This window comes from Sphingomonas sp. NCPPB 2930 (genome assembly GCF_042867205.1).
In the GTDB taxonomy this organism is placed as follows: domain Bacteria; phylum Pseudomonadota; class Alphaproteobacteria; order Sphingomonadales; family Sphingomonadaceae; genus Sphingomonas.
Genome location: NZ_JBHZQU010000007.1, coordinates 158,283 through 180,092 on the forward strand (window position 1 = coordinate 158,283; position 21,810 = coordinate 180,092).

Annotated in this window: 32 protein-coding genes and 1 tRNA gene; 31 read left to right on the top strand and 2 right to left on the bottom strand. The window is 65.1% G+C overall.

Features of this window, described 5'->3' with window-relative positions; all coding sequences use genetic code 11:
• Nucleotides 1-72 precede the first annotated feature (72 nt).
• On the bottom strand, nucleotides 73-267 hold the full coding sequence (locus ACFX59_RS10490; RefSeq protein WP_309692798.1) for a DUF1192 domain-containing protein: 195 nt from the start codon (nucleotides 265-267) through the stop codon (nucleotides 73-75).
• A gap of 129 nt (nucleotides 268-396) precedes the next feature.
• Here ACFX59_RS10490 and ACFX59_RS10495 point away from each other — a divergent pair, with 129 nt between their 5' ends.
• The 4 genes from ACFX59_RS10495 (at nucleotide 397) to ACFX59_RS10510 (ending at nucleotide 3,473) form a co-directional block, all read left to right on the top strand.
• A complete protein-coding gene (locus tag ACFX59_RS10495; protein ID WP_387432217.1) occupies nucleotides 397-1,380 on the top strand; it encodes an NAD(P)H-quinone oxidoreductase in 984 nt (327 codons plus the stop codon).
• Between the two features lie 112 nt (nucleotides 1,381-1,492).
• Nucleotides 1,493-2,185 carry a hypothetical protein gene (locus ACFX59_RS10500; protein ID WP_387432206.1) on the top strand — a complete coding sequence of 231 codons (693 nt, stop codon included), beginning with the start codon at nucleotides 1,493-1,495 and terminating at the stop codon, nucleotides 2,183-2,185.
• A 176-nt stretch (nucleotides 2,186-2,361) separates the two neighbouring features.
• On the top strand, nucleotides 2,362-3,036 hold the full coding sequence (locus tag ACFX59_RS10505) for a DUF1013 domain-containing protein (RefSeq protein ID WP_307102965.1): 675 nt from the start codon (nucleotides 2,362-2,364) through the stop codon (nucleotides 3,034-3,036).
• A gap of 116 nt (nucleotides 3,037-3,152) precedes the next feature.
• Nucleotides 3,153-3,473 carry a hypothetical protein gene (locus tag ACFX59_RS10510; RefSeq protein WP_387432208.1) on the top strand — a complete coding sequence of 107 codons (321 nt, stop codon included), beginning with the start codon at nucleotides 3,153-3,155 and terminating at the stop codon, nucleotides 3,471-3,473.
• Nucleotides 3,474-3,660: 187 nt separating this feature from the next.
• On the opposite strand, the gene ACFX59_RS10515 is transcribed toward ACFX59_RS10510, so the two are convergent.
• A tRNA-Trp gene (locus ACFX59_RS10515) sits at nucleotides 3,661-3,736 on the bottom strand.
• A 307-nt stretch (nucleotides 3,737-4,043) separates the two neighbouring features.
• Between ACFX59_RS10515 and rpsL the strand changes: the two genes are divergently transcribed.
• From rpsL to ACFX59_RS10650, 27 genes are all read left to right on the top strand, one after another.
• The gene (gene rpsL / locus ACFX59_RS10520; RefSeq protein ID WP_007406072.1) at nucleotides 4,044-4,415 is read left to right on the top strand and encodes a 30S ribosomal protein S12; all 372 of its coding nucleotides are present in this window, start codon (nucleotides 4,044-4,046) and stop codon (nucleotides 4,413-4,415) included.
• 66 nt (nucleotides 4,416-4,481) lie between these two features.
• Nucleotides 4,482-4,952: a 30S ribosomal protein S7 gene (gene rpsG / locus ACFX59_RS10525; RefSeq protein ID WP_007406077.1), complete on the top strand. Its 471-nt coding sequence runs from the start codon at nucleotides 4,482-4,484 to the stop codon at nucleotides 4,950-4,952.
• A gap of 147 nt (nucleotides 4,953-5,099) precedes the next feature.
• Nucleotides 5,100-7,175 carry an elongation factor G gene (gene fusA / locus ACFX59_RS10530; RefSeq protein ID WP_294235119.1) on the top strand — a complete coding sequence of 692 codons (2,076 nt, stop codon included), beginning with the start codon at nucleotides 5,100-5,102 and terminating at the stop codon, nucleotides 7,173-7,175.
• Nucleotides 7,176-7,310: 135 nt separating this feature from the next.
• Nucleotides 7,311-8,504 (top strand): elongation factor Tu, encoded by a 1,194-nt coding sequence (gene tuf, locus ACFX59_RS10535; protein ID WP_007406059.1) that lies wholly within the window; start codon nucleotides 7,311-7,313, stop codon nucleotides 8,502-8,504.
• A gap of 583 nt (nucleotides 8,505-9,087) precedes the next feature.
• Nucleotides 9,088-9,396 carry a 30S ribosomal protein S10 gene (gene rpsJ / locus ACFX59_RS10540; protein ID WP_007406109.1) on the top strand — a complete coding sequence of 103 codons (309 nt, stop codon included), beginning with the start codon at nucleotides 9,088-9,090 and terminating at the stop codon, nucleotides 9,394-9,396.
• Between the two features lie 284 nt (nucleotides 9,397-9,680).
• A complete protein-coding gene (gene rplC / locus ACFX59_RS10545; protein ID WP_056430750.1) occupies nucleotides 9,681-10,415 on the top strand; it encodes a 50S ribosomal protein L3 in 735 nt (244 codons plus the stop codon).
• 3 nt (nucleotides 10,416-10,418) lie between these two features.
• On the top strand, nucleotides 10,419-11,045 hold the full coding sequence (gene rplD / locus ACFX59_RS10550) for a 50S ribosomal protein L4 (protein ID WP_056430747.1): 627 nt from the start codon (nucleotides 10,419-10,421) through the stop codon (nucleotides 11,043-11,045).
• Nucleotides 11,038-11,349, top strand: coding sequence for a 50S ribosomal protein L23 (locus tag ACFX59_RS10555; RefSeq protein ID WP_042491181.1), 312 nt, complete (start codon nucleotides 11,038-11,040; stop codon nucleotides 11,347-11,349). Before rplD ends, ACFX59_RS10555 begins: the two co-directional genes overlap by 8 nt.
• Nucleotides 11,350-11,353: 4 nt before the next feature.
• Nucleotides 11,354-12,205 carry a 50S ribosomal protein L2 gene (gene rplB / locus ACFX59_RS10560; RefSeq protein WP_042491179.1) on the top strand — a complete coding sequence of 284 codons (852 nt, stop codon included), beginning with the start codon at nucleotides 11,354-11,356 and terminating at the stop codon, nucleotides 12,203-12,205.
• A gap of 6 nt (nucleotides 12,206-12,211) precedes the next feature.
• Entirely contained in the window at nucleotides 12,212-12,490 is a 279-nt protein-coding gene (rpsS, locus tag ACFX59_RS10565; RefSeq protein WP_037569384.1) for a 30S ribosomal protein S19, read from the top strand.
• A complete protein-coding gene (rplV, locus tag ACFX59_RS10570; RefSeq protein ID WP_042491177.1) occupies nucleotides 12,490-12,867 on the top strand; it encodes a 50S ribosomal protein L22 in 378 nt (125 codons plus the stop codon). Before rpsS ends, rplV begins: the two co-directional genes overlap by 1 nt.
• Nucleotides 12,867-13,577, top strand: a complete 711-nt coding sequence (gene rpsC, locus ACFX59_RS10575) for a 30S ribosomal protein S3 (protein WP_007406047.1) — start codon at nucleotides 12,867-12,869, stop codon at nucleotides 13,575-13,577. The genes rplV and rpsC overlap by 1 nt, the downstream gene beginning before the upstream one ends.
• A gap of 12 nt (nucleotides 13,578-13,589) precedes the next feature.
• Nucleotides 13,590-14,024: a 50S ribosomal protein L16 gene (gene rplP / locus ACFX59_RS10580; protein WP_007406071.1), complete on the top strand. Its 435-nt coding sequence runs from the start codon at nucleotides 13,590-13,592 to the stop codon at nucleotides 14,022-14,024.
• On the top strand, nucleotides 14,024-14,224 hold the full coding sequence (gene rpmC / locus ACFX59_RS10585; RefSeq protein WP_007406063.1) for a 50S ribosomal protein L29: 201 nt from the start codon (nucleotides 14,024-14,026) through the stop codon (nucleotides 14,222-14,224). The genes rplP and rpmC overlap by 1 nt, the downstream gene beginning before the upstream one ends.
• Nucleotides 14,225-14,236: 12 nt before the next feature.
• Complete coding sequence (rpsQ, locus tag ACFX59_RS10590) at nucleotides 14,237-14,509, top strand: 30S ribosomal protein S17 (RefSeq protein WP_037569382.1); 273 nt, start codon at nucleotides 14,237-14,239, stop codon at nucleotides 14,507-14,509.
• Nucleotides 14,510-14,747: 238 nt separating this feature from the next.
• A complete protein-coding gene (gene rplN / locus ACFX59_RS10595) occupies nucleotides 14,748-15,116 on the top strand; it encodes a 50S ribosomal protein L14 (protein WP_007406105.1) in 369 nt (122 codons plus the stop codon).
• On the top strand, nucleotides 15,116-15,433 hold the full coding sequence (rplX, locus tag ACFX59_RS10600; RefSeq protein WP_261269266.1) for a 50S ribosomal protein L24: 318 nt from the start codon (nucleotides 15,116-15,118) through the stop codon (nucleotides 15,431-15,433). Before rplN ends, rplX begins: the two co-directional genes overlap by 1 nt.
• Entirely contained in the window at nucleotides 15,426-16,007 is a 582-nt protein-coding gene (rplE, locus tag ACFX59_RS10605; protein WP_307102997.1) for a 50S ribosomal protein L5, read from the top strand. Before rplX ends, rplE begins: the two co-directional genes overlap by 8 nt.
• A 57-nt stretch (nucleotides 16,008-16,064) precedes the next feature.
• Nucleotides 16,065-16,370, top strand: coding sequence for a 30S ribosomal protein S14 (gene rpsN, locus ACFX59_RS10610; protein ID WP_007406083.1), 306 nt, complete (start codon nucleotides 16,065-16,067; stop codon nucleotides 16,368-16,370).
• A 12-nt stretch (nucleotides 16,371-16,382) separates the two neighbouring features.
• The gene (rpsH, locus tag ACFX59_RS10615) at nucleotides 16,383-16,778 is read left to right on the top strand and encodes a 30S ribosomal protein S8 (RefSeq protein WP_037569377.1); all 396 of its coding nucleotides are present in this window, start codon (nucleotides 16,383-16,385) and stop codon (nucleotides 16,776-16,778) included.
• A complete protein-coding gene (gene rplF, locus ACFX59_RS10620; protein WP_307102999.1) occupies nucleotides 16,778-17,311 on the top strand; it encodes a 50S ribosomal protein L6 in 534 nt (177 codons plus the stop codon). The genes rpsH and rplF overlap by 1 nt, the downstream gene beginning before the upstream one ends.
• Nucleotides 17,311-17,667, top strand: a complete 357-nt coding sequence (gene rplR, locus ACFX59_RS10625; RefSeq protein WP_007406066.1) for a 50S ribosomal protein L18 — start codon at nucleotides 17,311-17,313, stop codon at nucleotides 17,665-17,667. The genes rplF and rplR overlap by 1 nt, the downstream gene beginning before the upstream one ends.
• Nucleotide 17,668: 1 nt before the next feature.
• Nucleotides 17,669-18,385 (top strand): 30S ribosomal protein S5, encoded by a 717-nt coding sequence (gene rpsE, locus ACFX59_RS10630; protein WP_307103002.1) that lies wholly within the window; start codon nucleotides 17,669-17,671, stop codon nucleotides 18,383-18,385.
• 6 nt (nucleotides 18,386-18,391) lie between these two features.
• Nucleotides 18,392-18,568 (top strand): 50S ribosomal protein L30, encoded by a 177-nt coding sequence (rpmD, locus tag ACFX59_RS10635; RefSeq protein WP_307103004.1) that lies wholly within the window; start codon nucleotides 18,392-18,394, stop codon nucleotides 18,566-18,568.
• A gap of 247 nt (nucleotides 18,569-18,815) precedes the next feature.
• Nucleotides 18,816-19,346: a 50S ribosomal protein L15 gene (gene rplO, locus ACFX59_RS10640; RefSeq protein WP_307103006.1), complete on the top strand. Its 531-nt coding sequence runs from the start codon at nucleotides 18,816-18,818 to the stop codon at nucleotides 19,344-19,346.
• Between the two features lie 159 nt (nucleotides 19,347-19,505).
• The gene (gene secY, locus ACFX59_RS10645; protein WP_307103009.1) at nucleotides 19,506-20,870 is read left to right on the top strand and encodes a preprotein translocase subunit SecY; all 1,365 of its coding nucleotides are present in this window, start codon (nucleotides 19,506-19,508) and stop codon (nucleotides 20,868-20,870) included.
• A gap of 44 nt (nucleotides 20,871-20,914) precedes the next feature.
• Nucleotides 20,915-21,562 (top strand): adenylate kinase, encoded by a 648-nt coding sequence (locus ACFX59_RS10650; protein ID WP_309699133.1) that lies wholly within the window; start codon nucleotides 20,915-20,917, stop codon nucleotides 21,560-21,562.
• Nucleotides 21,563-21,810: the final 248 nt, after the last annotated feature.

Genomic DNA, 21,810 nt, shown 5'->3' on the forward strand with positions numbered 1-21,810 from the left:
ACAAAGCGTATCGCGCGAACGAAAATATGGGACCGCCTGGGAGCGTGCGCGCCGGGTGGGGCCCCCCCTGCGTCACCGCTTGAACAGCGCGTCGGCGCTGGCGCGGTGGAGCGCGGCGCGGTCGATGTGGCGGCGGGTCCGTTCGATCTCCTGCTCCAGCACCGCGATCCGCGTCTCCAGCTCGGCGAGCGAGAGCGGATCGAGATCGGTCCGGACCAGCATGGTCAGGCTGTCGGGAATGCGGATCGGGGAGTCGTCCTGTTCCATATCGGGATGCAGCGTTGACCCGGTCGCCGCCGATGTCAATAACGGGGCGACATGGCGACGTTCACGAAGGGGCGGTAATCGGTGCACGCGGATAACGACGTGATGGGGATCGGCGATCTCCCCGAGATGATGACCGCGATCGATCCCGAAGCGGCGGGCGGGCCGGAGGTGCTGGTCCCGACCCGTCGGCCGACCCCGCGGCCCGGTGCGGGCGAAGTGCTGATCCGGATCGCCGCCGCCGGGGTCAACCGGCCCGATGTGATGCAGCGCCAGGGGCTCTATCCCCCGCCGCCGGGCGCGCCCTCCATCCCCGGTCTGGAAGTCGCGGGCGAGGTCATCGCGATCGGCGAGGGCGTCGGGCCCGAGATGCTGGGCCAGCCGGTCTGCGCGCTGATCGGCGGCGGCGGCTATGCCGAATATGCGGTGGCGGTGGCCGAGCACTGCCTGCCCGTGCCCAACGGCCTGTCGATGGTGCAGGCGGCGGCGCTGCCCGAGACGCTGTTCACCGTGTGGACCAATGTCTTCGAGCGCGCCTATGCCCGCGAGGGCGAGACGCTGCTCGTCCATGGCGGGACCAGCGGCATCGGCACCATGGCGATCCTGCTGGGCAAGCTGTTCGGCCTGACGGTGATCGTCACCGCCGGATCGGACGACAAATGCGCGGCCGCCGAAAAGCTCGGCGCGGCCAAGGCGATCAACTATCGCACCGGGGATTTCGTCGAGGCGGTCCAGGCCTTCACCGGCGGCAAGGGCGTGGACATCGTCCTCGACATGGTCGGCGGCGATTATGTGCCGCGCAACCTGAAATGCCTGGCCGAGGAGGGGCGGCATGTCTCGATCGCGGTGCAGCGCGGCGCGAAGGCGGAAATCCCGCTCTGGGAGGTGATGCGCCGCCGCCTGATCCTGACCGGATCGACGCTGCGCGGTCGCGATGCCGAGTTCAAGGCGATGGTCGCCGACGAGGTGGCGCGGATCGTCTGGCCGCATGTCGAGGAAGGGCGGCTGCGCCCGGTCATCGATCGCAGCTTTCCGCTGGCGCAGGCCGCGGACGCGCATCGCCGCATGGAAGCGGGCGACCATATGGGCAAGATCGTCCTGACCATCGGCGAATAATCCGATCTGCCCATTTCGGACCGTGATCGACCGGGGTAACGGATCGGACGAGCGAATCGGCCGGGTCGGCCCGATCCGTTCGGTCCGCACGATTGGCCAAGGGGGGATGCGAATGCTGCGATGGGGGCTGGCCGCCGGGATCGTGATGGCGGGCAATATGGCGGCGATACCCGCCGCTGCCCAGTCGGCACGCGACATCCTGACCCAGGCTTCCTTCGCCGATACCGACGAGGCGAGCGCGCTGCGCCGGGTGACGCTCGCCTATGCGACCGCCGGCAATATGCTGAAGCACAGCCCCGACGATCACGAGGCGCTGCTGATGCGCGCCACCGCGCTGGGCTACCGCGCCAAGCTGACCGGCAACCGCACCGACGCGCTCGCGGCGCGGCGTCAATTCGAGGCGCTGATCGCGGAGAATCCCCGCGATGCCGAGGCGCAGCTGGCGCTGGGTGCCTGGCATATCGGCGCGGTCAAGAAGCTGGGGGCGATCGTCGGGCGTGCGGCGCTCGGGGCGCAGCGGGGGGCGGGCTTCGTCCTGCTCGACCGGGCGATCGCGCTGGGCGGCGACCGGGCCTTGTTTCCCGGACTGGCGGCGCTGCTGCGGCTGGAGCTCGATCCGCGCGACCCGCGTGGCCGCAAACTGGCCGAGGCGGCGGCGCATGCCGCGACGGTGACGCCGATCGACCGCATCCTGCAACGCGCCGCTATCGCCGTGCTGACGCCGGTGCACGCGGGCGACGGTCCGGCAACCCGCAGGCTGGCCTCGCAGCTCCTGCCCTTCGGGCGATTCGACGACGACAATTGATGCGACGCTGGGCCGCCGGGTGCTGGACGGGGCAAGGGCAGGGGCGTATGAGGCACTGTTTCGGTCACTTTGTGGCGCCGCACCTTGCTCTTGGAGGCGGCTCGCATTAGATTTGCCGCCGCTACGGCCGCTCCGATGAGGGGCGGCCCTTTTATTTTCCGACTGGAGTGATCCCCGTGGCCCAGCCGCTCATGCCCCATGCGACCGCTTCCTGGCTGGTCGACAACACCTCGCTCTCCTTCGAGCAGATTGCGGATTTCTGCGGCCTTCATATCCTGGAAGTGCAGGCGATCGCCGACGACACGGCGGCGACCAAGCTGACCGGCCGCGATCCGGTCCGCGCGCACGAAGTGACGCAGAGCGAGATCGAGAAGGCGCAGGCCAATCCCGATTATCGCATGAAGATGACCAAGGGCCCCGAGCAGGTCCGCCGGACCAAGGGCCCGCGCTACACGCCGGTCAGCAAGCGGCAGGACAAGCCCGACGGCATCGCCTGGATCATCCGCAACCACCCGGAAATCTCGGACGGCGCGATCAGCAACCTGATCGGCACCACCCGCACCACGATCGCCGCGATCCGCGACCGCAGCCACTGGAACATCGCCAATATCACGCCGAAGGACCCGGTGACGCTGGGCCTGACCACCCAGCGCGAGCTCGACTCGGCGGTGGCCAAGGCGGCGAAGGCGACCGGCGGCAATGCCGATGCGCAGCCGACCGACACCCGCCTGGAGGGCGATCGCGAGGCGCTGCTCGCCTCGCTGCGTGCCGAGCGCGATCAGCAGAGCCGCGATTCGGACTCGATCGGGCATGGCGACATCATCGATCCGCACTCGCTGTTCCGCAGCTGATCGGCACGCTTCGGCTTGACGAAAGGGGGCGTCCACCGACCGGGTGGGCGCCCCTTTTGCGTGATGGGGAACGGCGTCACCCTTGCCCCGTTGAGTCCGGGCAAAGGAGATCATCCATGTCCGAGCAGGAAAAGCGCGACCCTCAGCCCTTCGATCGCGATGGTGGCTATACGGGCCAGGACTATCATCGCGACGACGAGCACGCGATGGGCCGGGCGGAGCCCTCGGGCCGCGTGACGACCACCCCGCCAGTACCGGGTGAGGGCAATGCCGACACCAGCCTGCCCGACGACGATGGCAGGCGCGCCACGATCGATCCGAAGACGGGCGAAGTCCATGGCAGCGGGGCAGGCGCCGGTGGCGGCCATCGCGGCGACGAGATCGATGAAGTGGACCCCGCGACTCCGCCGGGCGTGGGGCGGCGGCCGGTAAACTGAAATCCCCGGCAGCTTGTTGTGTCACCCCAGCGCAGGCTGGGGTCTTTTGCCGTAGGAGCCCCTCGCGGCCAACGTTCCCCGCTTTCGCTGGGATGACGCCTGTCGTGGCGGAGGCTTTCCGGATGGCAGGCGCATCGCGGCGATCACCGCAGCGGCGGCGCGATCATTCCGGCGATGTCGGGAAAAGTGGCAGGAGTGCACGGACTCGAACCGTGGGCCCTCGGTTTTGGAGACCGATGCTCTACCAACTGAGCTACACTCCTGCGAGGCGGCCGCCATTAGCCCGGCTGATCGGGCAGAGCAATAGGCTGTTTCACTATTTTCGTGAATCGCTCGCCTGATGCCTCAGGTGTCGCGCGGGGCGGCGACATTGACCCCAAGGCGACTCCCGCGTATAGGCCGCCGCTGCACGAAGGGGATTTCTCGGGAATCGGGACATGTCCGTCGGGCAAGCTTGAACATTGCTGGATGCGAATATGGGCCGGGCGCAAGCCGCGATGGCCCCTTTTTGTATTCCTAAGTGCTGTGATGGCTCCAGCAAAGTAACCTCATGGAAAGGTGAAGGCTTCAATGCCGACGATCAACCAGCTGGTCCGCAAGGGCCGCGAACTGCAGAAGGCCAAGTCCAAGGTCCCTGCAATGGAGCAGAACCCGCAGAAGCGCGGCGTTTGCACCCGTGTCTACACGACGACCCCGAAGAAGCCGAACTCGGCACTTCGCAAGGTGGCCAAGGTCCGTCTGACCAACAGCCGCGAAGTCATCTCGTACATCCCGGGCGAAGGCCACAACCTGCAGGAGCACTCGGTGGTGCTCATCCGCGGCGGCCGTGTGCGCGACCTTCCCGGCGTGCGCTACCATGTGCTGCGCGGCGTTCTCGACACGCAGGGCGTGAAGGATCGCAAGCAGTCCCGCTCGAAGTACGGCGCGAAGCGTCCGAAGTAAGCCGGTCGGGCCTCATCCGAGGCTCCTCGACCACCAAAGGCTGAAGTTTTGTAAGGAAATACGAGAATGGCTCGTCGTCGTCGTCCCGAAAAGCGGGAAATCCTGCCGGATCCCAAGTTCGGGGATGTGGTCCTGTCGAAGTTCATGAACTCGGTCATGCTGGACGGTAAGAAGTCCGTGGCCGAAGCCATCGTGTACGGTGCCCTGGAAACCGTCGAGACGCGCGCCAAGCGCGATCCGATCGGCGTGTTCCACGATGCGCTGAACAACATCAAGCCGGGCATCGAAGTTCGTTCGCGCCGCGTCGGCGGTGCGACCTACCAGGTCCCGGTCGAAGTCCGTCCGGAGCGTGCCCAGGCTCTGGCCATCCGTTGGCTGATCGGCGCGTCGCGCGCCCGTTCGGAGAACACGATGGCCGCGCGTCTGTCGGGCGAGCTGATGGACGCCGCGAACAACCGCGGCAACGCGGTCAAGAAGCGCGAAGATACGCACCGCATGGCGGAAGCGAATCGCGCCTTCTCGCACTACCGCTGGTAAGGGCCTTGCGGCGGACCGGATTCATTTCCGCTCTGCCGCAACCTTTTCGGGGTGCGGTGCCGGCGGTCTTCCGCTGGTCACGCAAACAGCCTATATAAGGGGGAGCCGGGCCAACCGGCTCCCCCCTACGCTTGAGGAAGATCGATCATGGCCCGCAGCCATCCGCTCGAGAAGTATCGCAACATCGGCATCATGGCGCACATCGATGCCGGCAAGACGACCACGACCGAGCGCATTCTTTATTACACCGGCAAGTCCTACAAGATCGGCGAAGTGCACGAAGGCACCGCCACCATGGACTGGATGGAGCAGGAGCAGGAGCGCGGCATCACGATCACGTCGGCCGCGACGACCTGTTTCTGGAACGACAACCGCATCAACATCATCGACACCCCCGGGCACGTCGACTTCACCATCGAAGTGGAGCGTTCGCTCCGCGTGCTCGACGGCGCAGTCGCCTGCTTCGACGGCGTGGCGGGTGTTGAGCCGCAGTCGGAAACCGTGTGGCGTCAGGCCGACAAGTACGGCGTGCCGCGCATGTGCTTCGTCAACAAGCTCGACCGCACCGGCGCCGACTTCTATTTCTGCGTGAACTCGATCATCGAGCGTCTGGGCGCGCGTCCGGCGGTCCTGTATCTGCCGATCGGCATCGAGGGCGGCTTCAAGGGCCTGGTCGACTTGGTCGAGAACCGCGCGATCATCTGGCTCGAAGAATCGCTGGGCGCCAAGTTCGAATATCAGGACATCCCCGATGACCTGAAGGAAAAGGCCGCGAAGTATCGCAGCGACCTGATCGAAATGGCCGTCGAGCAGGACGACGCCGCGATGGAAGCGTATCTGGAAGGCAACGAGCCTTCGGTCGCCGAACTCAAGGCGCTGATCCGCAAGGGCACGCTGGAAATGGCGTTCGTCCCCGTGGTCTGCGGCTCGGCCTTCAAGAACAAGGGCGTGCAGCCCCTGCTCGACGCGGTCATCGACTATCTGCCGTCGCCGCTCGACGTTCCGGCCATCAAGGGCGTGAAGCTCGACGGCGAGACGCCGGACGAGCGTCCTTCGTCGGACACCGAGCCCTTCTCGGCGCTGGCGTTCAAGATCATGAACGACCCGTTCGTCGGTTCGCTGACCTTCGCCCGCATCTATTCGGGCAAGCTCGAGACCTCGTCGCAGGTTCTGAACTCGGTCAAGGACAAGAAGGAAAAGATCGGCCGTATGCTGCTCATGCATGCGAACAGCCGTGAGGACATCCAGGAAGCCTATGCCGGCGACATCGTCGCGCTCGCAGGCCTCAAGGATACCACGACCGGTGACACGCTCTGCGCGCAGAACGCCCCGATCATCCTGGAGCGGATGGAATTCCCCGAGCCCGTGATCGAGCTGTCGGTGGAGCCGAAGACCAAGGCCGACCAGGAGAAGATGGGCGTCGCGCTCAATCGTCTCGCTCGCGAGGACCCCTCGTTCCGCGTGACCTCGGACGCCGAGTCGGGCCAGACCATCATCAAGGGCATGGGCGAGCTCCATCTCGAGATCCTGGTCGACCGCATGAAGCGCGAGTTCAAGGTCGAGGCGAATGTCGGTGCGCCGCAGGTGGCGTATCGCGAATACCTCAAGAAGCCGGTCGATATCGACTACACGCACAAGAAGCAGTCGGGCGGCACCGGCCAGTTCGGCCGCGTCAAGGTCAAGCTGACCCCGGGCGAGCGTGGTTCGGGCTTCGTCTTCAAGGACGAAATCAAGGGCGGTAACATTCCGAAGGAATATATCCCCGCGATCGAGAAGGGCTTCCGTGAAACCGCGGAAACCGGTTCGCTGGTCGGCTTCCCGATCATCGACTTCGAGGTGCTGCTGTATGACGGCGCGTACCACGACGTCGACTCGTCGGCGCTGGCGTTCGAAATCTGTGCCCGCGGCGCGATGCGCGAAGCGGCCCAGAAGTCGGGCATCACGCTGCTCGAGCCGGTCATGAAGGTCGAGGTCGTGACCCCGGAAGACTATCTGGGCGACGTCATCGGCGACATGAACAGCCGTCGCGGCCAGATCCAGGGCACCGACACGCGCGGCAACGCGCAGACGGTCGAGGCGATGGTCCCGCTGGCCAACATGTTCGGCTATGTGAACGCGCTCCGCTCGTTCACCCAGGGTCGTGCGCAGTACTCGATGCAGTTCTCGCACTATGACGAAGTGCCGCAGAATGTTGCGGACGAGGTCAAGGCGAAGATGGCCTAACAGCGTCCGTCGCGCCCTCGGGGCAACTGGGGGCGCGGACACGCTAGGGGCTGGCAATCGCTTCAAACACCCGCTATGGGGCCGCGTTCGCGTGGCCTCGGATGCGGCACCGAATTCGATTCAGAAGGTAGGAAAATGGCAAAGGCAAAATTCGAGCGGAACAAGCCGCACCTCAACATCGGCACCATCGGCCACGTCGACCACGGCAAGACCTCGCTGACCGCAGCGATCACCAAGGTTCTGGCCGACAACGTCGCCGGCAACGCGGCGGTGGACTTCGCGAACATCGACAAGGCGCCGGAAGAGCGCGAGCGCGGCATCACCATCTCGACCGCCCACGTTGAGTATGAGACCGAAGCGCGCCACTATGCGCACGTCGACTGCCCCGGCCACGCCGACTATGTGAAGAACATGATCACCGGCGCGGCGCAGATGGACGGCGCGATCCTCGTCGTTTCGTCGACCGACGGCCCGATGCCGCAGACCCGCGAGCACATCCTGCTCGCCCGCCAGGTCGGCGTGCCCGCGATGGTCGTGTTCATGAACAAGGTCGACCTGGTCGACGACGAGGAAATCCTCGAGCTGGTCGAGCTGGAAATCCGCGAGCTGCTGAGCTCGTACGAATTCCCGGGCGACGACATCCCCGTCGTCAAGGGTTCGGCGACCTGCGCGCTGTCGGGTTCGAACGACAAGTTCGGCAAGGATGCCGTTCTCGAGCTGATGAAGCAGGTCGACGAATACATCCCGCAGCCGGAGCGTCCGCTCGACAAGCCGTTCATGATGCCGATCGAAGACGTGTTCTCGATCTCGGGTCGCGGCACCGTCGTCACCGGCCGTGTCGAAACCGGCATCATCAAGGTTGGTGAAGAAGTCGAGATCGTCGGCATCAACGACACCCGCAAGACCACCGTCACCGGTGTCGAGATGTTCCGCAAGCTGCTCGACTCGGGCCAGGCCGGCGACAACATCGGCGCGCTGATCCGTGGCGTTGCTCGTGACGAAGTCGAGCGTGGTCAGGTTCTGGCCAAGCCGGGTTCGATCACCCCGCACACCGACTTCCAGTCGGAAGTGTACGTCCTGTCGAAGGAAGAAGGCGGCCGTCACACCCCGTTCTTCGCGAACTATCGTCCGCAGTTCTACTTCCGCACGACCGACGTGACCGGCACCGTCGAGCTGCCCGAGGGCACCGAGATGGTCATGCCGGGCGACAACGTCGCTCTGGGCGTGAAGCTGATCGCTCCGATCGCCATGGACATCGGTCAGCGCTTCACGATCCGTGAAGGCGGTCGTACCGTCGGCGCGGGCGTCGTCAGCTCGATCGACAAGTAAGTCTCGGGCGAAAGCCTGAAACTTCTTCGGAAAGGGCCGGCCCCGGCGACGGGGTCGGCCTTTTTCGTATGTGGTTTCCGGGGCGCGACACCCTCACCCTTCCGGCGCTACGCGCCTCCCTCCCTCTCCCGCCGGGAGAGGGAAGGGGCCCGCCCGCGCCAGCGGGTGGGAAGGGTGAGGGCGGTCTGCCACCGTTCGCACTGAGCGAAGTCGAAGTGCACGTCCGGCGGTCTCTGTTTTCCCGTGGCCTTCGACTTCGCTCAGGCTGAACGGGGGTGGGGGCGGTTAGGGGCCCTGGTCCATCCCCCTCAACAAAAACCGCACCCACCCCTTGCGGCACCCCCGGCATATGCGTATAGGCACACGCCTTGAGGGAATCGGCTGGCACCGGGCACACCGGAGTCGGCCGTTTGCTTTTAGTGAGGGCAGGGGTGGTTTTCCGCTCTTGTCGTAACCCAGAGTTTGTTTCGGCCCAGGGTCGCCTTCACGGCGAACGGTCGAGTGCCCGGTCGGATAGCCGATCGCACTTGCCGCTCACCGCGATCGCAACCGGAAAGCCCGCTCTTTCGCATCGGTAGGGATCATGGACAGCAATATCCGCATTCGTCTGAAGGCGTTCGACCATCGCGTGCTCGATCAGGCGACCGGCGACATCGCCGACACCGCGCGCCGCACCGGCGCTCTTATCCGCGGTCCGATCCCGCTTCCGACGCGCATCGAGAAGTTCACGGTCAACCGTGGTCCGCACATCGACAAGAAGTCGCGCGAGCAGTTCGAGGTCCGCACCTACAAGCGGATGCTGGACATCGTGCAGCCGACCCCGCAGACCGTCGATGCGCTGATGAAGCTCGACCTCGCCGCAGGTGTTGATGTCGAGATCAAGCTGGCGTAAGAGAGCCGGCATTCCCGTGGTCGACGATTCCGTCCCACGGGATTTTGGCGTTTCTCCGGCCTGAAGCTACCGGAGAACGCGCCGAGGTCGCTCCCGCGATCCGGCACTCTTAAGGGATACCGCCCGGTGGTCTCGCGCAAGCGGGATGGTGCCGGGGCAGCGTCCCCCGTCTGACCGGTTCGCCGGTCGCCAGCCCGGGACGGGGGCTCGTTTCGCTTTAATCGGGCTGGATATGCCCCCCTTGAATGGTTCTTGGGGGCCTCTGTCGAGGAAGGAACAGGATCATGCGTACCGGCGTGATCGCGAAGAAGCTGGGGATGACCCGCCTGTTCCAGGACGATGGTCGGCACGTGCCGGTCACCGTCCTGGCGCTTGAAGGCGTACAGGTCGTCGCTCGCCGCGAGATGGATCGTGACGGCTACACCGCCGTCCAGCTTGGTGCAGGTGTCGCCAAGACCAAGAATGTTGCCAAGCCGCAGCGTGGCCACTTCGGCAAGGCCGAAGTCGAGCCCAAGCAGGTGCTGGTCGAGTTCCGCGTGAACGAAGACGGCCTGCTGGACGTCGGCGCGGAAATCTCCGCCGACCATTTCGTCCCCGGCCAGTATGTCGATATCCAGGGTCGTACCCAGGGTAAGGGCTTTGCCGGTGCGATGAAGCGCTGGAACTTCGGTGGTCTGCGCGCGACCCACGGCGTCTCGGTCTCGCACCGTTCGCATGGTTCGACCGGTAACCGTCAGGATCCGGGCCGCGTCTTCAAGAACAAGAAGATGGCCGGCCACATGGGCGACAAGAACCGCACGCAGCAGAACCTGGAAATCGTGTCGACCGACGTCGAGCGCGGCCTGATCTTCGTCAAGGGCTCGGTGCCCGGCTCGAAGGGTGGCTGGCTGATCGTCAAGGACGCGGTCAAGGTTTCGCGCCACGCGGACGCCCCGTTCCCCGCCAGCATCAAGGCGGCCGCCAACAACAACGCTTCTGCCGAGCCTGCTCCGGAAGCCACCGAGAGCCAGGAGGGCTAAGTCGTGAAGGTCAAGGTTCAATCCTTCGCCGGCACCGACGCCGCGGACATCGAGCTCAACGACGAGGTCTTCGGCCTCGATCCGCGCGCCGACATCCTGCACCGCGTTGTGACCTGGCAGCTGGAAAAGCGTCGCGCCACCGCGCGCGGCACCCGTGAGCGCGCCGATGTCGCGCGTTCGGGCAAGAAGCTCGGTCGCCAGAAGGGCGGCGGTGTCGCTCGTCACGGCGATCGTCGGGCCCCCGTCTTCATCGGCGGTGGTAAGGCGCACGGCGCCCGCGTCCGCGACTTCAACCCGGGTCTGAACAAGAAGGTTCGCGCCCTGGGCCTGAAGATGGCGCTGTCGAGCCATGCCAAGGCGGGTTCGCTGATCGTGATGAACGATCTGGCGGTGGCCGGCAACAAGACGAAGACGCTGCAGGGCGATCTGGCGAAGCTCGGCTTCGGCAAGACCGCGCTGGTCATCGATGGCGACGCCGTCGAGACGTCGTTCGCACTGGCCGCAGGCAATCTGAAGGAAATCAACGTCCTTCCGGCCGCTGGCGCCAATGTCTACGACATTCTGAAGCATGACACCCTGGTGCTGACGCGCTCGGCTGTCGAAAAGCTGGAGGCCCGTTTCCATGGCTAAGCAGCAGAAGGCGGTCGATCCGCGTCATTACGACGTGATCGTCGCGCCGCACATCACCGAGAAGGCGACGCTCCTGAGCGAGCACAACGCCGTGGTGTTCAAGGTCGCCCCCGGTGCTACCAAGCCCGAGATCAAGGCGGCGGTGGAAGCGCTGTTCGACGTCAACGTCACCGGCGTGAACACCATCGTCCAGAAGGGCAAGACCAAGAAGTGGAAGGGCGCTCCGTACCAGCGCTCGGACATGAAGAAGGCGATCGTCACCCTCAAGGACGGTCAGTCCATTGACGTGACGACGGGGATCTGAGCCGATGGCACTCAAGCATTATAACCCGACGAGCCCGGCCCGCCGCGGCCTGATCCTCGTCGACCGCTCGGCGCTGTGGAAGGGCGCGCCCGTCAAGGCGCTCACCGAAGGCAAGCGCAAGACCGGCGGCCGCAACAACAAGGGCCATGTGACCAGCCGCGGCATCGCGGGCGGCCACAAGCAGCGCTACCGTTTCATCGACTTCAAGCGTCGCCAGTGGGACGTCGAGGGCACCGTGGAGCGGATCGAATATGATCCCAACCGCACCGCCTTCATCGCGCTCATCAACTATGGCACCGACGAAGCCGGCAAGGTCGACCAGTCCTACATCATCGCTCCGCAGCGCCTCGCTGTCGGTGACAAGGTGATCGCGGGCAAGAAGACCGACGTGAAGCCGGGCAACGCCATGGAACTGGGCCAGATGCCGGTCGGCACGATCGTCCACAACGTCGAGATGAAGCCCGGCAAGGGCGGTCAGATCGCACGTTCGGCCGGCACCTATGTGCAGGTCGTGGGCCGCGACAAGGGCATGGTCATCGTCCGTCTGAACTCGGGCGAGCAGCGCTACATCCATGCGAACTGCATGGCGACCGTCGGCGCGGTGTCGAACCCCGACAACGGCAACACCAACCTGGCGAAGGCTGGTCGCAACCGTTGGAAGGGCCATCGCCCGCTGACCCGCGGTGTTGCGAAGAACCCGGTCGACCACCCGCACGGCGGTGGTGAAGGCCGGACCTCGGGCGGCCGTCATCCGGTCACCCCGTGGGGCAAGCCGACGAAGGGTGCGCGCACTCGTCACAACAAGGCGACGGACAAGATGATCATCCGTAGCCGTCACGCCAAGAAGAAGGGCTAACACGCAATGGCTCGTTCCGTTTGGAAGGGTCCTTTCGTGGACCTCCATCTCCTGAAGAAGGCCGAAGTGGCTCAGGATGCTGGCAACCGCGCAGGTCCGATCAAGACCTGGTCGCGTCGCTCGACCATCCTGCCGTCGTTCGTCGGCCTGACCTTCAACGTCTACAATGGTCGCAAGTTCGTTCCCGTCTCGGTGAACGAGGACATGGTCGGCATGAAGCTCGGTGAGTTCGCGCCCACGCGCTACTTCCCCGGCCACGCTGCCGACAAGAAGGGTAAGCGCTGATGTCGAAGCCCGCATCCCCCCGCAAGGTCGGTGACAAGGAAGCGCTGTCGGTCGGCACGCAGATCCGTGGTTCGGCGCAGAAGCTGAACCTGGTCGCGGCCCTGATCCGCGGCAAGAAGGTCGGCGACGCGATGAACATCCTGGCCTTCTCGACGAAGGCGATGGCTGTCGACGCGCGCAAGATCCTGGCCTCCGCGATCGCTAATGCCGAGAACAACCACAACCTCGACGTCGACTCGCTCGTCGTCGCCGAGGCGTCGGTCGGCAAGTCGATCACCATGAAGCGTTTCGCGACGCGCGGCCGTGGCAAGTCCACCCGCATCCTGAAGCCGTTTTCGCGGCTCCGCATCGTCGTCCGCGAGCAGGAAGAAGCATAATGGGTCAGAAGAGCAATCCGATCGGCCTGCGTCTCCAGATCAACCGCACCTGGGACAGCCGCTGGTTCGCCGAAGGCCATGACTATGGCCGCCTGCTGCTGGAGGATCTGAAGATCCGCCAGTACATCATGAAGACGCTGCCCCAGGCCGCGATCTCGAAGGTCGTCATCGAGCGTCCGGCCAAGCTGTGCCGCATCTCGATCTTCGCGGCGCGTCCGGGCGTGATCATCGGCAAGAAGGGCGCCGACATCGAAAAGCTTCGCAAGAAGCTGGGTTCGATGACCTCGTCCGACGTGTCGCTGAACATCGTCGAGATCCGCAAGCCCGAGATCGACGCCAAGCTCGTCGCACAGGGCGTGGCCGACCAGCTGGAGCGCCGTATCGCGTTCCGTCGTGCCATGAAGCGTGCGGTGCAGTCCGCGCTCCGTCTGGGCGCCGAAGGCATCCGTATCACCTGCGGCGGCCGTCTGGGCGGCGCGGAAATCGCGCGGACCGAATGGTATCGTGAAGGCCGCGTTCCGCTGCACACGCTGCGCGCGAACGTCGACTATGCCGAAGCGCAGGCGCACACCGCTTATGGCGTGTGCGGCGTGAAGGTGTGGATCTTCAAGGGCGAGATCCTGGGCCATGACCCCATGGCGCAGGACCGGCTGATGATGGAGGCTCAGACCTCCGGCGTGCGCCCGGCGCGCGACGATCATCGCCGCTAAGGATCAAAGAACATGCTGCAACCAAAGCGCACCAAGTTCCGCAAGGCCTTCAAGGGCCGCATCCACGGCGATGCGAAGGGCGGCACGAGCCTGAACTTCGGTTCCTATGGCCTGAAGGCCATGGAGCCGGAGCGGATCACCGCTCGCCAGATCGAGGCGGCTCGCCGCGCGATCACGCGTCACATCAAGCGCCAGGGTCGTCTCTGGATCCGCATCTTCCCGGACGTCCCCGTCTCGTCGAAGCCTGCCGAAGTCCGCATGGGCTCGGGTAAGGGTTCGCCGGAATTCTGGGCCGCCCGCGTGAAGCCGGGTCGCATCCTGTTCGAGCTCGACGGTGTCGACGGCCCGCTGGCCGCCGAGGCATTCGAGCGCGCCGCGATGAAGCTGCCCATCAAGACCAAGGTCGTTGCCCGCCTGGGCGACACCTCGCACCTCGGAGGCGAGTAATGGCCAAGACTGAATATACCGGCCAGAGCGACGACCAGCTCGTCGAGGCGCTGGGCAACCTGAAGCGTGAGCAGTTCAACCTGCGCTTCCAGGCGGCCACGAGCCAGCTCGAAAAGCCCAGCCGGGTCAAGGAAGTCCGTCGCGACATCGCGCGGATCAAGACCATCCAGGCGCAGCGCACCGCTGCGGCTGCCAAGTAAGGACCGAGACACATGCCGAAGCGCGTGCTGACCGGGGTGATTGTCTCGGACAAGACCGACAAGACGGTCGTCGTCAATGTGGAGCGGAAGGTCAAGCACCCCCTCTACGGCAAGATCATCCGTCGGTCGAAGAAGTATCATGCTCACGACGAGAGCAATGAGTTCAAGGCCGGTGAGACGGTGCGGATCGAAGAGACCGCCCCGATCTCGAAGCTGAAGACCTGGAAGGTGATCGAGCGGGTGAACACCCACACGACGCCGGAACGGGCCTCGGCAGAGGGCTGAACCCTTTGACATCCAACCCCGCTCTTTCCGCGTGAAAGGGCGGGGTTCGGGTTGAAAAGGGCGCCCTTCGGGGCATCGAGCGGATTGGTCGAAAGGCCCGAGCGACTCGCTTGCCTTTCGCACCAGGAGTGGCTATGGGGCCTCTCCCCCTGGCGCGGGTCATCCCTGCGCCGGGGGTCGTTTTTTAAGGCGGGGTCGGGTCGGTATCCACCCCAGGTAGAGAGAAGGAAGCGGATCCATGATCCAGATGCAGTCCAATCTCGACGTCGCTGACAACAGCGGCGCGAAGCGGGTGCAGTGCATCAAGGTGCTGGGCGGCTCGAAGCGCCGTACCGCATCGGTCGGCGACATCATCGTCGTCAGCGTCAAGGAAGCGCAGCCGCGTGGCCGCGTGAAGAAGGGCGACGTTCACCGCGCGGTGATCGTGCGTACCGCCAAGGACATCCGTCGCGCCGACGGTTCGGTGATCCGTTTCGACGGTAACGCCGCCGTGCTGGTCAACAAGAACGAGGAGCCGATCGGCACCCGTATCTTTGGCCCGGTCGTGCGTGAGCTTCGCGGCAAGAAGCACATGAAGATCATCTCGCTGGCTCCGGAGGTGCTGTAATGGCCGCCGCCAAGATCAAGAAGGGCGATCGCGTCATCGTCCTGTCCGGCAAGGACAAGGGCAAGACCGGCACCGTGTCGCTGGCGATGCCGAAGGACGGCAAGGTCGTCGTGGACGGCGTCAACATCGCCACCCGTCACCGCAAGCCCACCCAGGCGAACCCGCAGGGTGGCCTGGAGCGCACCGCTGCGCCGCTGCACATCTCGAAGGTCGCGCATGTGACCGCCGATGGCAAGCCGACCCGCGTCCGTTTCGAGACGCAGGATGGCAAGAAGGTCCGTGTCGCCGTCAAGACCGGGGAGAAGATCGATGGCTGATTACAAGCCCCGCATGAAGGCTATCTATGACGATAGCATCATCAAGGCGATGACCGACAAGTTCGGTTACAAGAACGTCAACGAGATCCCCCGGATCGAGAAGATCGTGCTCAACATGGGCGTGGGCGAAGCGACGCAGGACAAGAAGCGCGTCGACCAGGCCGCCTCCGAGATGGAGCTGATCGCGGGTCAGAAGCCCGTCATCACCAAGGCGAAGAAGTCGATCGCGCAGTTCAAGCTGCGTGAAGGCATGCCGATCGGTGTGAAGGTCACGCTGCGTCGCGAGCGCATGTACGAATTCCTGGACCGCTTCATCACGATCGCGCTGCCGCGCGTTCGCGACTTCCGCGGCCTGAATCCGAAGTCCTTCGACGGTCGCGGCAACTATGCCTGCGGCATCAAGGAACAGATCATCTTCCCCGAAATCAACTATGACCGCATCGACAAGGTGCGCGGCATGGATGTGATCGTGACCACCACGGCGAAGACCGACGACGAGGCGCGCGAGCTGCTCCGTCTCTTCGGCTTCCCGTTCCCCAAGGAAGACGCTGCCGACGAGAAGAAGGCGGCGTAACCGGACTGCCCCCTCTCCACGCCGGGGAGGGGGTCCTTACAGAAAGAGCTTAAGTCCATGGCGAAACTGAGTTCAATCAACAAGAACGAGAAGCGTCGCCTTCTCGTCAAGAAGTATGCCGGCAAGTACGCGAAGCTGAAGGCGATCGCGAACGACCAGAGCCTCGATGAGACCGAGCGTCTGATCGCGCGCCTGAAGATGGCCGAGATCCCCCGCAACGGCAATCCGACCCGTATCCGCAACCGCTGCGAGATCACCGGTCGCCCGCGTGCGTATTACCGCAAGTTCCGTCTCGCTCGCGTCATGCTGCGCGATCTGGCCAACAAGGGCCTGATCCCCGGCGTCACCAAGTCGAGCTGGTAAGGACCATTTGAGATGGCAGTGACCGATCCCCTGGGTGACCTGCTCACCCGCATCCGCAACGGCCAGCGCGCGCGCAAGGACTCCGTCCTGACGCCTGCGTCGAAGCTGCGCGCCCGCGTGCTCGACGTGCTCCAGCGCGAAGGCTATATCCGTGGCTACAGCGAAGAGCAGATGGGCCCCGCGGCCGGCATCCGCATCGAGCTGAAGTATTTCGAAGGCCAGCCCGCGATCAAGCATGTCGCGCGCGTGTCCAAGCCCGGCCGCCGTATCTATTCGGGCGCGCAGGAGCTGCCGCGCGTTCGCAACGGCCTGGGCATCACCATCGTGTCGACGCCGCGTGGCGTTCTGTCGGACGCCGAAGCGCGCGAGCAGAATGTCGGTGGCGAAGTCCTGGCGGAGGTGTTCTGATGAGCCGCATCGGTAAGAAGGCGGTCCCGGTTCCGGCCGGCGTCACCGCGACCATCGCCGACAAGGTGCTGAGCGTGAAGGGTCCCAAGGGCACCCTGTCCATGCCACTCGTTGACGAGATCACCTATGACGTCCAGGCGGACGCCATCGCGGTGCAGCCTGCCAACGCCACGAAGCGCGCCCGCGCCTTCTGGGGCATGCAGCGTACCATGGTGCAGAACCTCGTGACCGGCGTGACCGCAGGCTTCTCGAAGAAGCTGGTCATCACCGGCGTCGGCTACCGCGCCGCCGCGCAGGGCAAGACCCTGAAGCTGCAGCTCGGCTACAGCCACGACGTCAACATCGACGTGCCGGAAGGCATCGAGGTGAAGACGCCGGACGCCACCACCGTCGAGATCAGCGGTTCGGACAAGCAGAAGGTCGGCCAGTTGGCCGCCGAGATCCGTCGCTGGCGCAAGCCCGAGCCGTATAAGGGCAAGGGCATCAAGTACGACGGCGAGTTCATCTTCCGCAAGGAAGGGAAGAAGAAGTAATGACCAAGGGTCTCTCTCTTTTCGAGAAGCGCCGTCGGCGCAACCGTACCGCGCTGCGTGCGCGTGCGGGCACCCGTCCGCGCCTGTCGGTGCATCGCTCGGGCAAGCACATCTATGCCCAGGTGATCGACGACGAGGCCGGTCGTACCGTGGCTTCGGCCTCGACGCTGGAAAAGGACGCACGCGGCCAGTCGGGCGCGAACGTCGCAGCGGCGAGCGAAGTCGGCAAGCGCGTGGCCGAGAAGGCCAAGGCCGCCGGCGTCACGCAGGTCGTTTTCGACCGTGGCGGCTTCCTGTTCCACGGTCGCGTCAAGGCGCTGGCCGAGGCGGCACGCGAAGCGGGATTGGAGTTCTAATATGGCTGACGAGAACAACGTGGCCGTTGCCGGTGCCGAAGGCGCCGCGCAGGACGCGACCCAGGGTCGCGGTCCCCGGGGCGGCCGTGGCCGTGGTCCGGGCGGCGATCGCGGCCGTGGCGGCCGTGACGGCAACCGCGGTCGTCGCGACGACCGCCGCGGTGGCGCCGAGGAGCAGGGCGAAGAGCTGATCGAAAAGCTCGTCCACATCAACCGCGTCTCGAAGACCGTGAAGGGCGGTAAGCGCTTCGGCTTCGCCGCGCTCGTCGTGGTCGGCGACGGCAAGGGACGTGCGGGCTTCGGTCATGGCAAGGCGCGCGAAGTGCCGGAAGCCATTTCGAAGGCGACGGCTGCCGCCAAGAAGGCGATGGTCCGCGTTCCGCTGAAGGACGGTCGCACGCTGCATCATGATGGCAACGGCCATTTCGGTGCGGGCCGCGTGACGGTGCGTTCGGCGCCGCAGGGGACCGGCATCATCGCCGGCGGTCCGATGCGCGCGATCTTCGAATCGCTCGGCGTTGCCGACGTGGTGACGAAGTCGATCGGCACCTCGAACCCGTACAACATGATCCGTGCCACCTTCGAAGCGCTGGGCGACCAGACTTCGCCCAAGGCGGTGGCGCAGCGTCGTGGCAAGAAGATCGCCGACCTGCTGGGTCGCGGTCACGGTGCCACCCAGCAGACTGCCGAGGCGGAAGCCGCGGCCGTCGTGGAGTAAGCGACCATGGCAACCATCAAGATCAAGCAGACCGGTTCGCCGATCCGCCGCACCAAGGACCAGCGCGCGACCCTCGTCGGCCTGGGCCTCAACAAGATGCACAAGGTCGCCGAGCTTCAGGACAGCCCTGAAGTCCGTGGCATGATCCGCAAGGTGCAGCACATGGTTCAGGTGGTGGACTGAGGCATTTCAGGATCGATCCTGCGCTCCGTTCAGCCTGAGCGTAGTCGAAGGCCACGCCGCTCGGCTTGCACTTCGACTTTGCTCAGTGCGAATGGAGAGAGGGATGAGGTCCCGGTCTCATATCCGTCACATTGAACAGTGACAAACACGGGGAAGGGGGCTATGCGGCCCCCTTCCTTTTATCCAGCGGTCGTGATTCTTCCCGAATGACGGCCATGCGCGAAACAAGCGAAAGCGAGTGCAAATCATGAAGCTGAACGAACTTTTCGACAACCAGGGTGCCCGCAAGTCCAAGATCCGCGTCGGTCGCGGTATCGGATCGGGCAAGGGCAAGACCGGCGGTCGCGGCGTCAAGGGTCAGAAGAGCCGTGAGGGCGTGTCCATCGCGGGCTTCGAGGGCGGTCAGATGCCGCTCCACATGCGTCTGCCGAAGCGCGGCTTCAACAACATCTTCGCCAAGGACTATGCCGAGGTGAACCTGGGCGCGATCCAGAAGGCGGTCGACTCGGGCAAGCTGAAGACCGACGGCACGATCGATCACGCCGCGCTGAAGGCCGCCGGCCTCGCCCGCGGCGGCAAGGACGGCGTCCGTCTGCTCGGCAAGGGCGAACTGACCGCCAAGCTGTCGTTCGTCGTTCAGGGCGTGTCGGCTTCGGCACGTGAAGCGGTCGAGAAGGCCGGTGGCTCGGTCGACGTGCCGCACGTCGTGCCCGCCGCCGAGAAGGCCGCCGCGAAGAAGGGCCAGGCCCGCGCCGCGAAGCTCGCCGCCAAGGCCTGAACCGGATAGGATCCGCCGCTGTCGAATGGCGCCACGCCATCCCCGACAGCGGCGGATTTTGCATCCGGGTTAGACAAGCGCGTCTTCGCGCCTATATGAGCGGCGGGGCGGTTCAAAACGCATCCCGCCGTTTTTCGTTTCCAGGATAACGCAACAGCTATGGCATCCGCAGCCGACCAGATGGCGCAAAGCATCAGCCTGGCGAAATTCGCCAAGGCCACCGACCTCAAGAAGCGGCTGTGGTTCACGATCGGCGCGCTGATCGTCTTCCGCCTGCTCAGCTATGTCCCGCTGCCGGGTGTCGACCCGACCGCGCTGGGCCTGCTGAGCCAGAAGACCACGGGCGGCGTGCTCGACTTCTTCAACACCTTCTCGGGCGGTTCGCTCAGCCGCATGTCGCTGATCGCGCTGGGCGTGATGCCGTACATCACGGCGTCGATCGTCATCCAGCTCGCGACTTCGCTGAGCCCGCAGCTCGCCGCCATCAAGAAGGAAGGCGAGAGCGGCCGCAAGAAGCTGAACCAGTATACCCGCTATGGCACGGTGCTGCTGACCGCGATCCAGGGCTATTTTATCGCCGTGGGCCTCGAGACGCTGGGCGCCAGCCAGGGCATCCAGGCGGTGATCGAGCCGGGCATGACCTTCCGCATCGCGGCGGTCATCTCGCTGATCGGCGGTACGATGTTCCTGATGTGGCTGGGCGAGCAGATCACCAGCCGTGGTATCGGCAACGGCGTGTCGCTGATCATCATGGCGGGCATCGTCGCGCATCTGCCGACGACGCTGGTCAATCTGCTCGAAGGCGGCCGTACCGGCAGCATCGATCCGGTCCGGCTGATCGGCATCATCGTCGCGGTCGTCGTCCTCGTCCTGTTCATCTGCTTCATGGAGCGCGCGCAGCGCCGCATCCTGATCCAGTATCCCAAGCGCGCGACGCAGCGGGGGATGCAGGCCGATCGCAGCCACCTGCCGCTGAAGATCAACACCGCGGGCGTGATTCCTCCGATCTTCGCCTCGTCGCTGCTGCTGATGCCGCTGACCATCTCGCAGTTCGCAGGCCAGCGCGTCGCGGGCGAGAGCCGCTGGGGCGACTTCATCATCAGCCTCAACCAGTATCTGCAGCACGGCAGCCCCGTGTACATGCTGCTTTACGGCGCTGGCATCATCTTCTTCTCGTTCTTCTACACCGCGGTTGTCTTCAACCCGGAGGAGACGGCGGACAATCTGAAGCGCTATGGCGGCTTCATCCCCGGCATCCGTCCGGGCAAGAACACCGAGACCTATCTCGATTACGTGCTGACCCGTATCACGGTGATCGGGGCGGCCTATCTGACGATCATCTGTCTGCTGCCCGAATATCTGGTGTCGGCGCTGCAGATTCCCTTCTATCTGGGCGGGACCAGCCTGCTGATCGTCGTCAACGTGACGATGGACACGGTGACCCAGATCCAAAGCCATCTGCTGGCGCATCAATATGGCGACCTGATCAAGAAGGCGAAGCTGAAGGGTGGCCGCCTGCGCTGAGGCGCGGACGGGACTAGCGGAAAACAGGGGAGAATGACGTGGGCGTGAACATCATCCTGCTGGGGCCGCCGGGCGCGGGCAAGGGGACCCAGGCGCAGCGGCTGGTGGCGAATCGCGGCATGGTGCAGCTGTCGACCGGCGACATGCTGCGCGCGGCGGTCAAGGCGGGCACCCCCGTCGGCCTTCAGGCCAAGGCGGTGATGGATGCGGGCGAGCTGGTGTCGGACGCGATCGTCTCGGCGCTGATCGGCGAGCGGCTGGATGCGGCCGAGGCCGAAGGCGGCGCGATCTTCGACGGCTATCCGCGCACCGCGGCGCAGGCCGAGGCGCTGGACGTGCTGCTGGCCGAGCGCGGCAAGTCGCTGGACCATGTCATCGAACTGGCGGTGGACGAGGATGCGCTGGTCGAGCGGATCACCGGCCGCTTCACCTGCGCCTCGTGCGGCGCGGGCTATCATGACAGCTTCAAGCCGACCCAGGTCGAGGGCGTCTGCGACGTCTGCGGCTCGACCGAGTTCAAGCGGCGTCCCGACGACAATGCCGAGACGGTGCGGACGCGGATGGCCGAATATCGCGCCAAGACTGCGCCGATCCTGCCGATCTACGAGGCGCGCGGCATCGTGACGCGGGTCGACGGCATGGCCGGGATGGACGATGTGGGCACGGCGATCGACGCGATCCTCGATCGCTAATCGACCGCATGACGCTATGGCAAAGGGGGCCGCTTCCGATCGGGAGCGGCCCTTTTTTTGTTGCACGTTTCCAAGGCGGGTCGACGTTCAACGCTGCCTTTCCTTCCCTCGCCCCTCGCAGAGGGGAGAGGGTTGCGCAGACTTAGTCTTTGCGAAAGCAAAGGCTTAGTAGGAGCTGGGTGAGGGGTGGGCGCTCGCTTGGCGAGCGCGCGAGCCTTTGGGCTCGCTCAACCCCTCACCCAAGCTGC

Coding starts and splice junctions, on each gene's coding strand:
- ACFX59_RS10490 (WP_309692798.1), bottom strand. CDS start 267: ATGGAACAGGACGACTCCCCGATCCGCATTCCCGACAGCCTGACCATG.
- ACFX59_RS10495 (WP_387432217.1), top strand. CDS start 397: ATGACCGCGATCGATCCCGAAGCGGCGGGCGGGCCGGAGGTGCTGGTC.
- ACFX59_RS10500 (WP_387432206.1), top strand. CDS start 1,493: ATGCTGCGATGGGGGCTGGCCGCCGGGATCGTGATGGCGGGCAATATG.
- ACFX59_RS10510 (WP_387432208.1), top strand. CDS start 3,153: ATGTCCGAGCAGGAAAAGCGCGACCCTCAGCCCTTCGATCGCGATGGT.
- rpsL (WP_007406072.1), top strand. CDS start 4,044: ATGCCGACGATCAACCAGCTGGTCCGCAAGGGCCGCGAACTGCAGAAG.
- rpsG (WP_007406077.1), top strand. CDS start 4,482: ATGGCTCGTCGTCGTCGTCCCGAAAAGCGGGAAATCCTGCCGGATCCC.
- fusA (WP_294235119.1), top strand. CDS start 5,100: ATGGCCCGCAGCCATCCGCTCGAGAAGTATCGCAACATCGGCATCATG.
- tuf (WP_007406059.1), top strand. CDS start 7,311: ATGGCAAAGGCAAAATTCGAGCGGAACAAGCCGCACCTCAACATCGGC.
- rpsJ (WP_007406109.1), top strand. CDS start 9,088: ATGGACAGCAATATCCGCATTCGTCTGAAGGCGTTCGACCATCGCGTG.
- rplC (WP_056430750.1), top strand. CDS start 9,681: ATGCGTACCGGCGTGATCGCGAAGAAGCTGGGGATGACCCGCCTGTTC.
- ACFX59_RS10555 (WP_042491181.1), top strand. CDS start 11,038: ATGGCTAAGCAGCAGAAGGCGGTCGATCCGCGTCATTACGACGTGATC.
- rplB (WP_042491179.1), top strand. CDS start 11,354: ATGGCACTCAAGCATTATAACCCGACGAGCCCGGCCCGCCGCGGCCTG.
- rpsS (WP_037569384.1), top strand. CDS start 12,212: ATGGCTCGTTCCGTTTGGAAGGGTCCTTTCGTGGACCTCCATCTCCTG.
- rplV (WP_042491177.1), top strand. CDS start 12,490: ATGTCGAAGCCCGCATCCCCCCGCAAGGTCGGTGACAAGGAAGCGCTG.
- rpsC (WP_007406047.1), top strand. CDS start 12,867: ATGGGTCAGAAGAGCAATCCGATCGGCCTGCGTCTCCAGATCAACCGC.
- rplP (WP_007406071.1), top strand. CDS start 13,590: ATGCTGCAACCAAAGCGCACCAAGTTCCGCAAGGCCTTCAAGGGCCGC.
- rpmC (WP_007406063.1), top strand. CDS start 14,024: ATGGCCAAGACTGAATATACCGGCCAGAGCGACGACCAGCTCGTCGAG.
- rpsQ (WP_037569382.1), top strand. CDS start 14,237: ATGCCGAAGCGCGTGCTGACCGGGGTGATTGTCTCGGACAAGACCGAC.
- rplN (WP_007406105.1), top strand. CDS start 14,748: ATGATCCAGATGCAGTCCAATCTCGACGTCGCTGACAACAGCGGCGCG.
- rplX (WP_261269266.1), top strand. CDS start 15,116: ATGGCCGCCGCCAAGATCAAGAAGGGCGATCGCGTCATCGTCCTGTCC.
- rplE (WP_307102997.1), top strand. CDS start 15,426: ATGGCTGATTACAAGCCCCGCATGAAGGCTATCTATGACGATAGCATC.
- rpsN (WP_007406083.1), top strand. CDS start 16,065: ATGGCGAAACTGAGTTCAATCAACAAGAACGAGAAGCGTCGCCTTCTC.
- rpsH (WP_037569377.1), top strand. CDS start 16,383: ATGGCAGTGACCGATCCCCTGGGTGACCTGCTCACCCGCATCCGCAAC.
- rplF (WP_307102999.1), top strand. CDS start 16,778: ATGAGCCGCATCGGTAAGAAGGCGGTCCCGGTTCCGGCCGGCGTCACC.
- rplR (WP_007406066.1), top strand. CDS start 17,311: ATGACCAAGGGTCTCTCTCTTTTCGAGAAGCGCCGTCGGCGCAACCGT.
- rpsE (WP_307103002.1), top strand. CDS start 17,669: ATGGCTGACGAGAACAACGTGGCCGTTGCCGGTGCCGAAGGCGCCGCG.
- rpmD (WP_307103004.1), top strand. CDS start 18,392: ATGGCAACCATCAAGATCAAGCAGACCGGTTCGCCGATCCGCCGCACC.
- rplO (WP_307103006.1), top strand. CDS start 18,816: ATGAAGCTGAACGAACTTTTCGACAACCAGGGTGCCCGCAAGTCCAAG.
- secY (WP_307103009.1), top strand. CDS start 19,506: ATGGCATCCGCAGCCGACCAGATGGCGCAAAGCATCAGCCTGGCGAAA.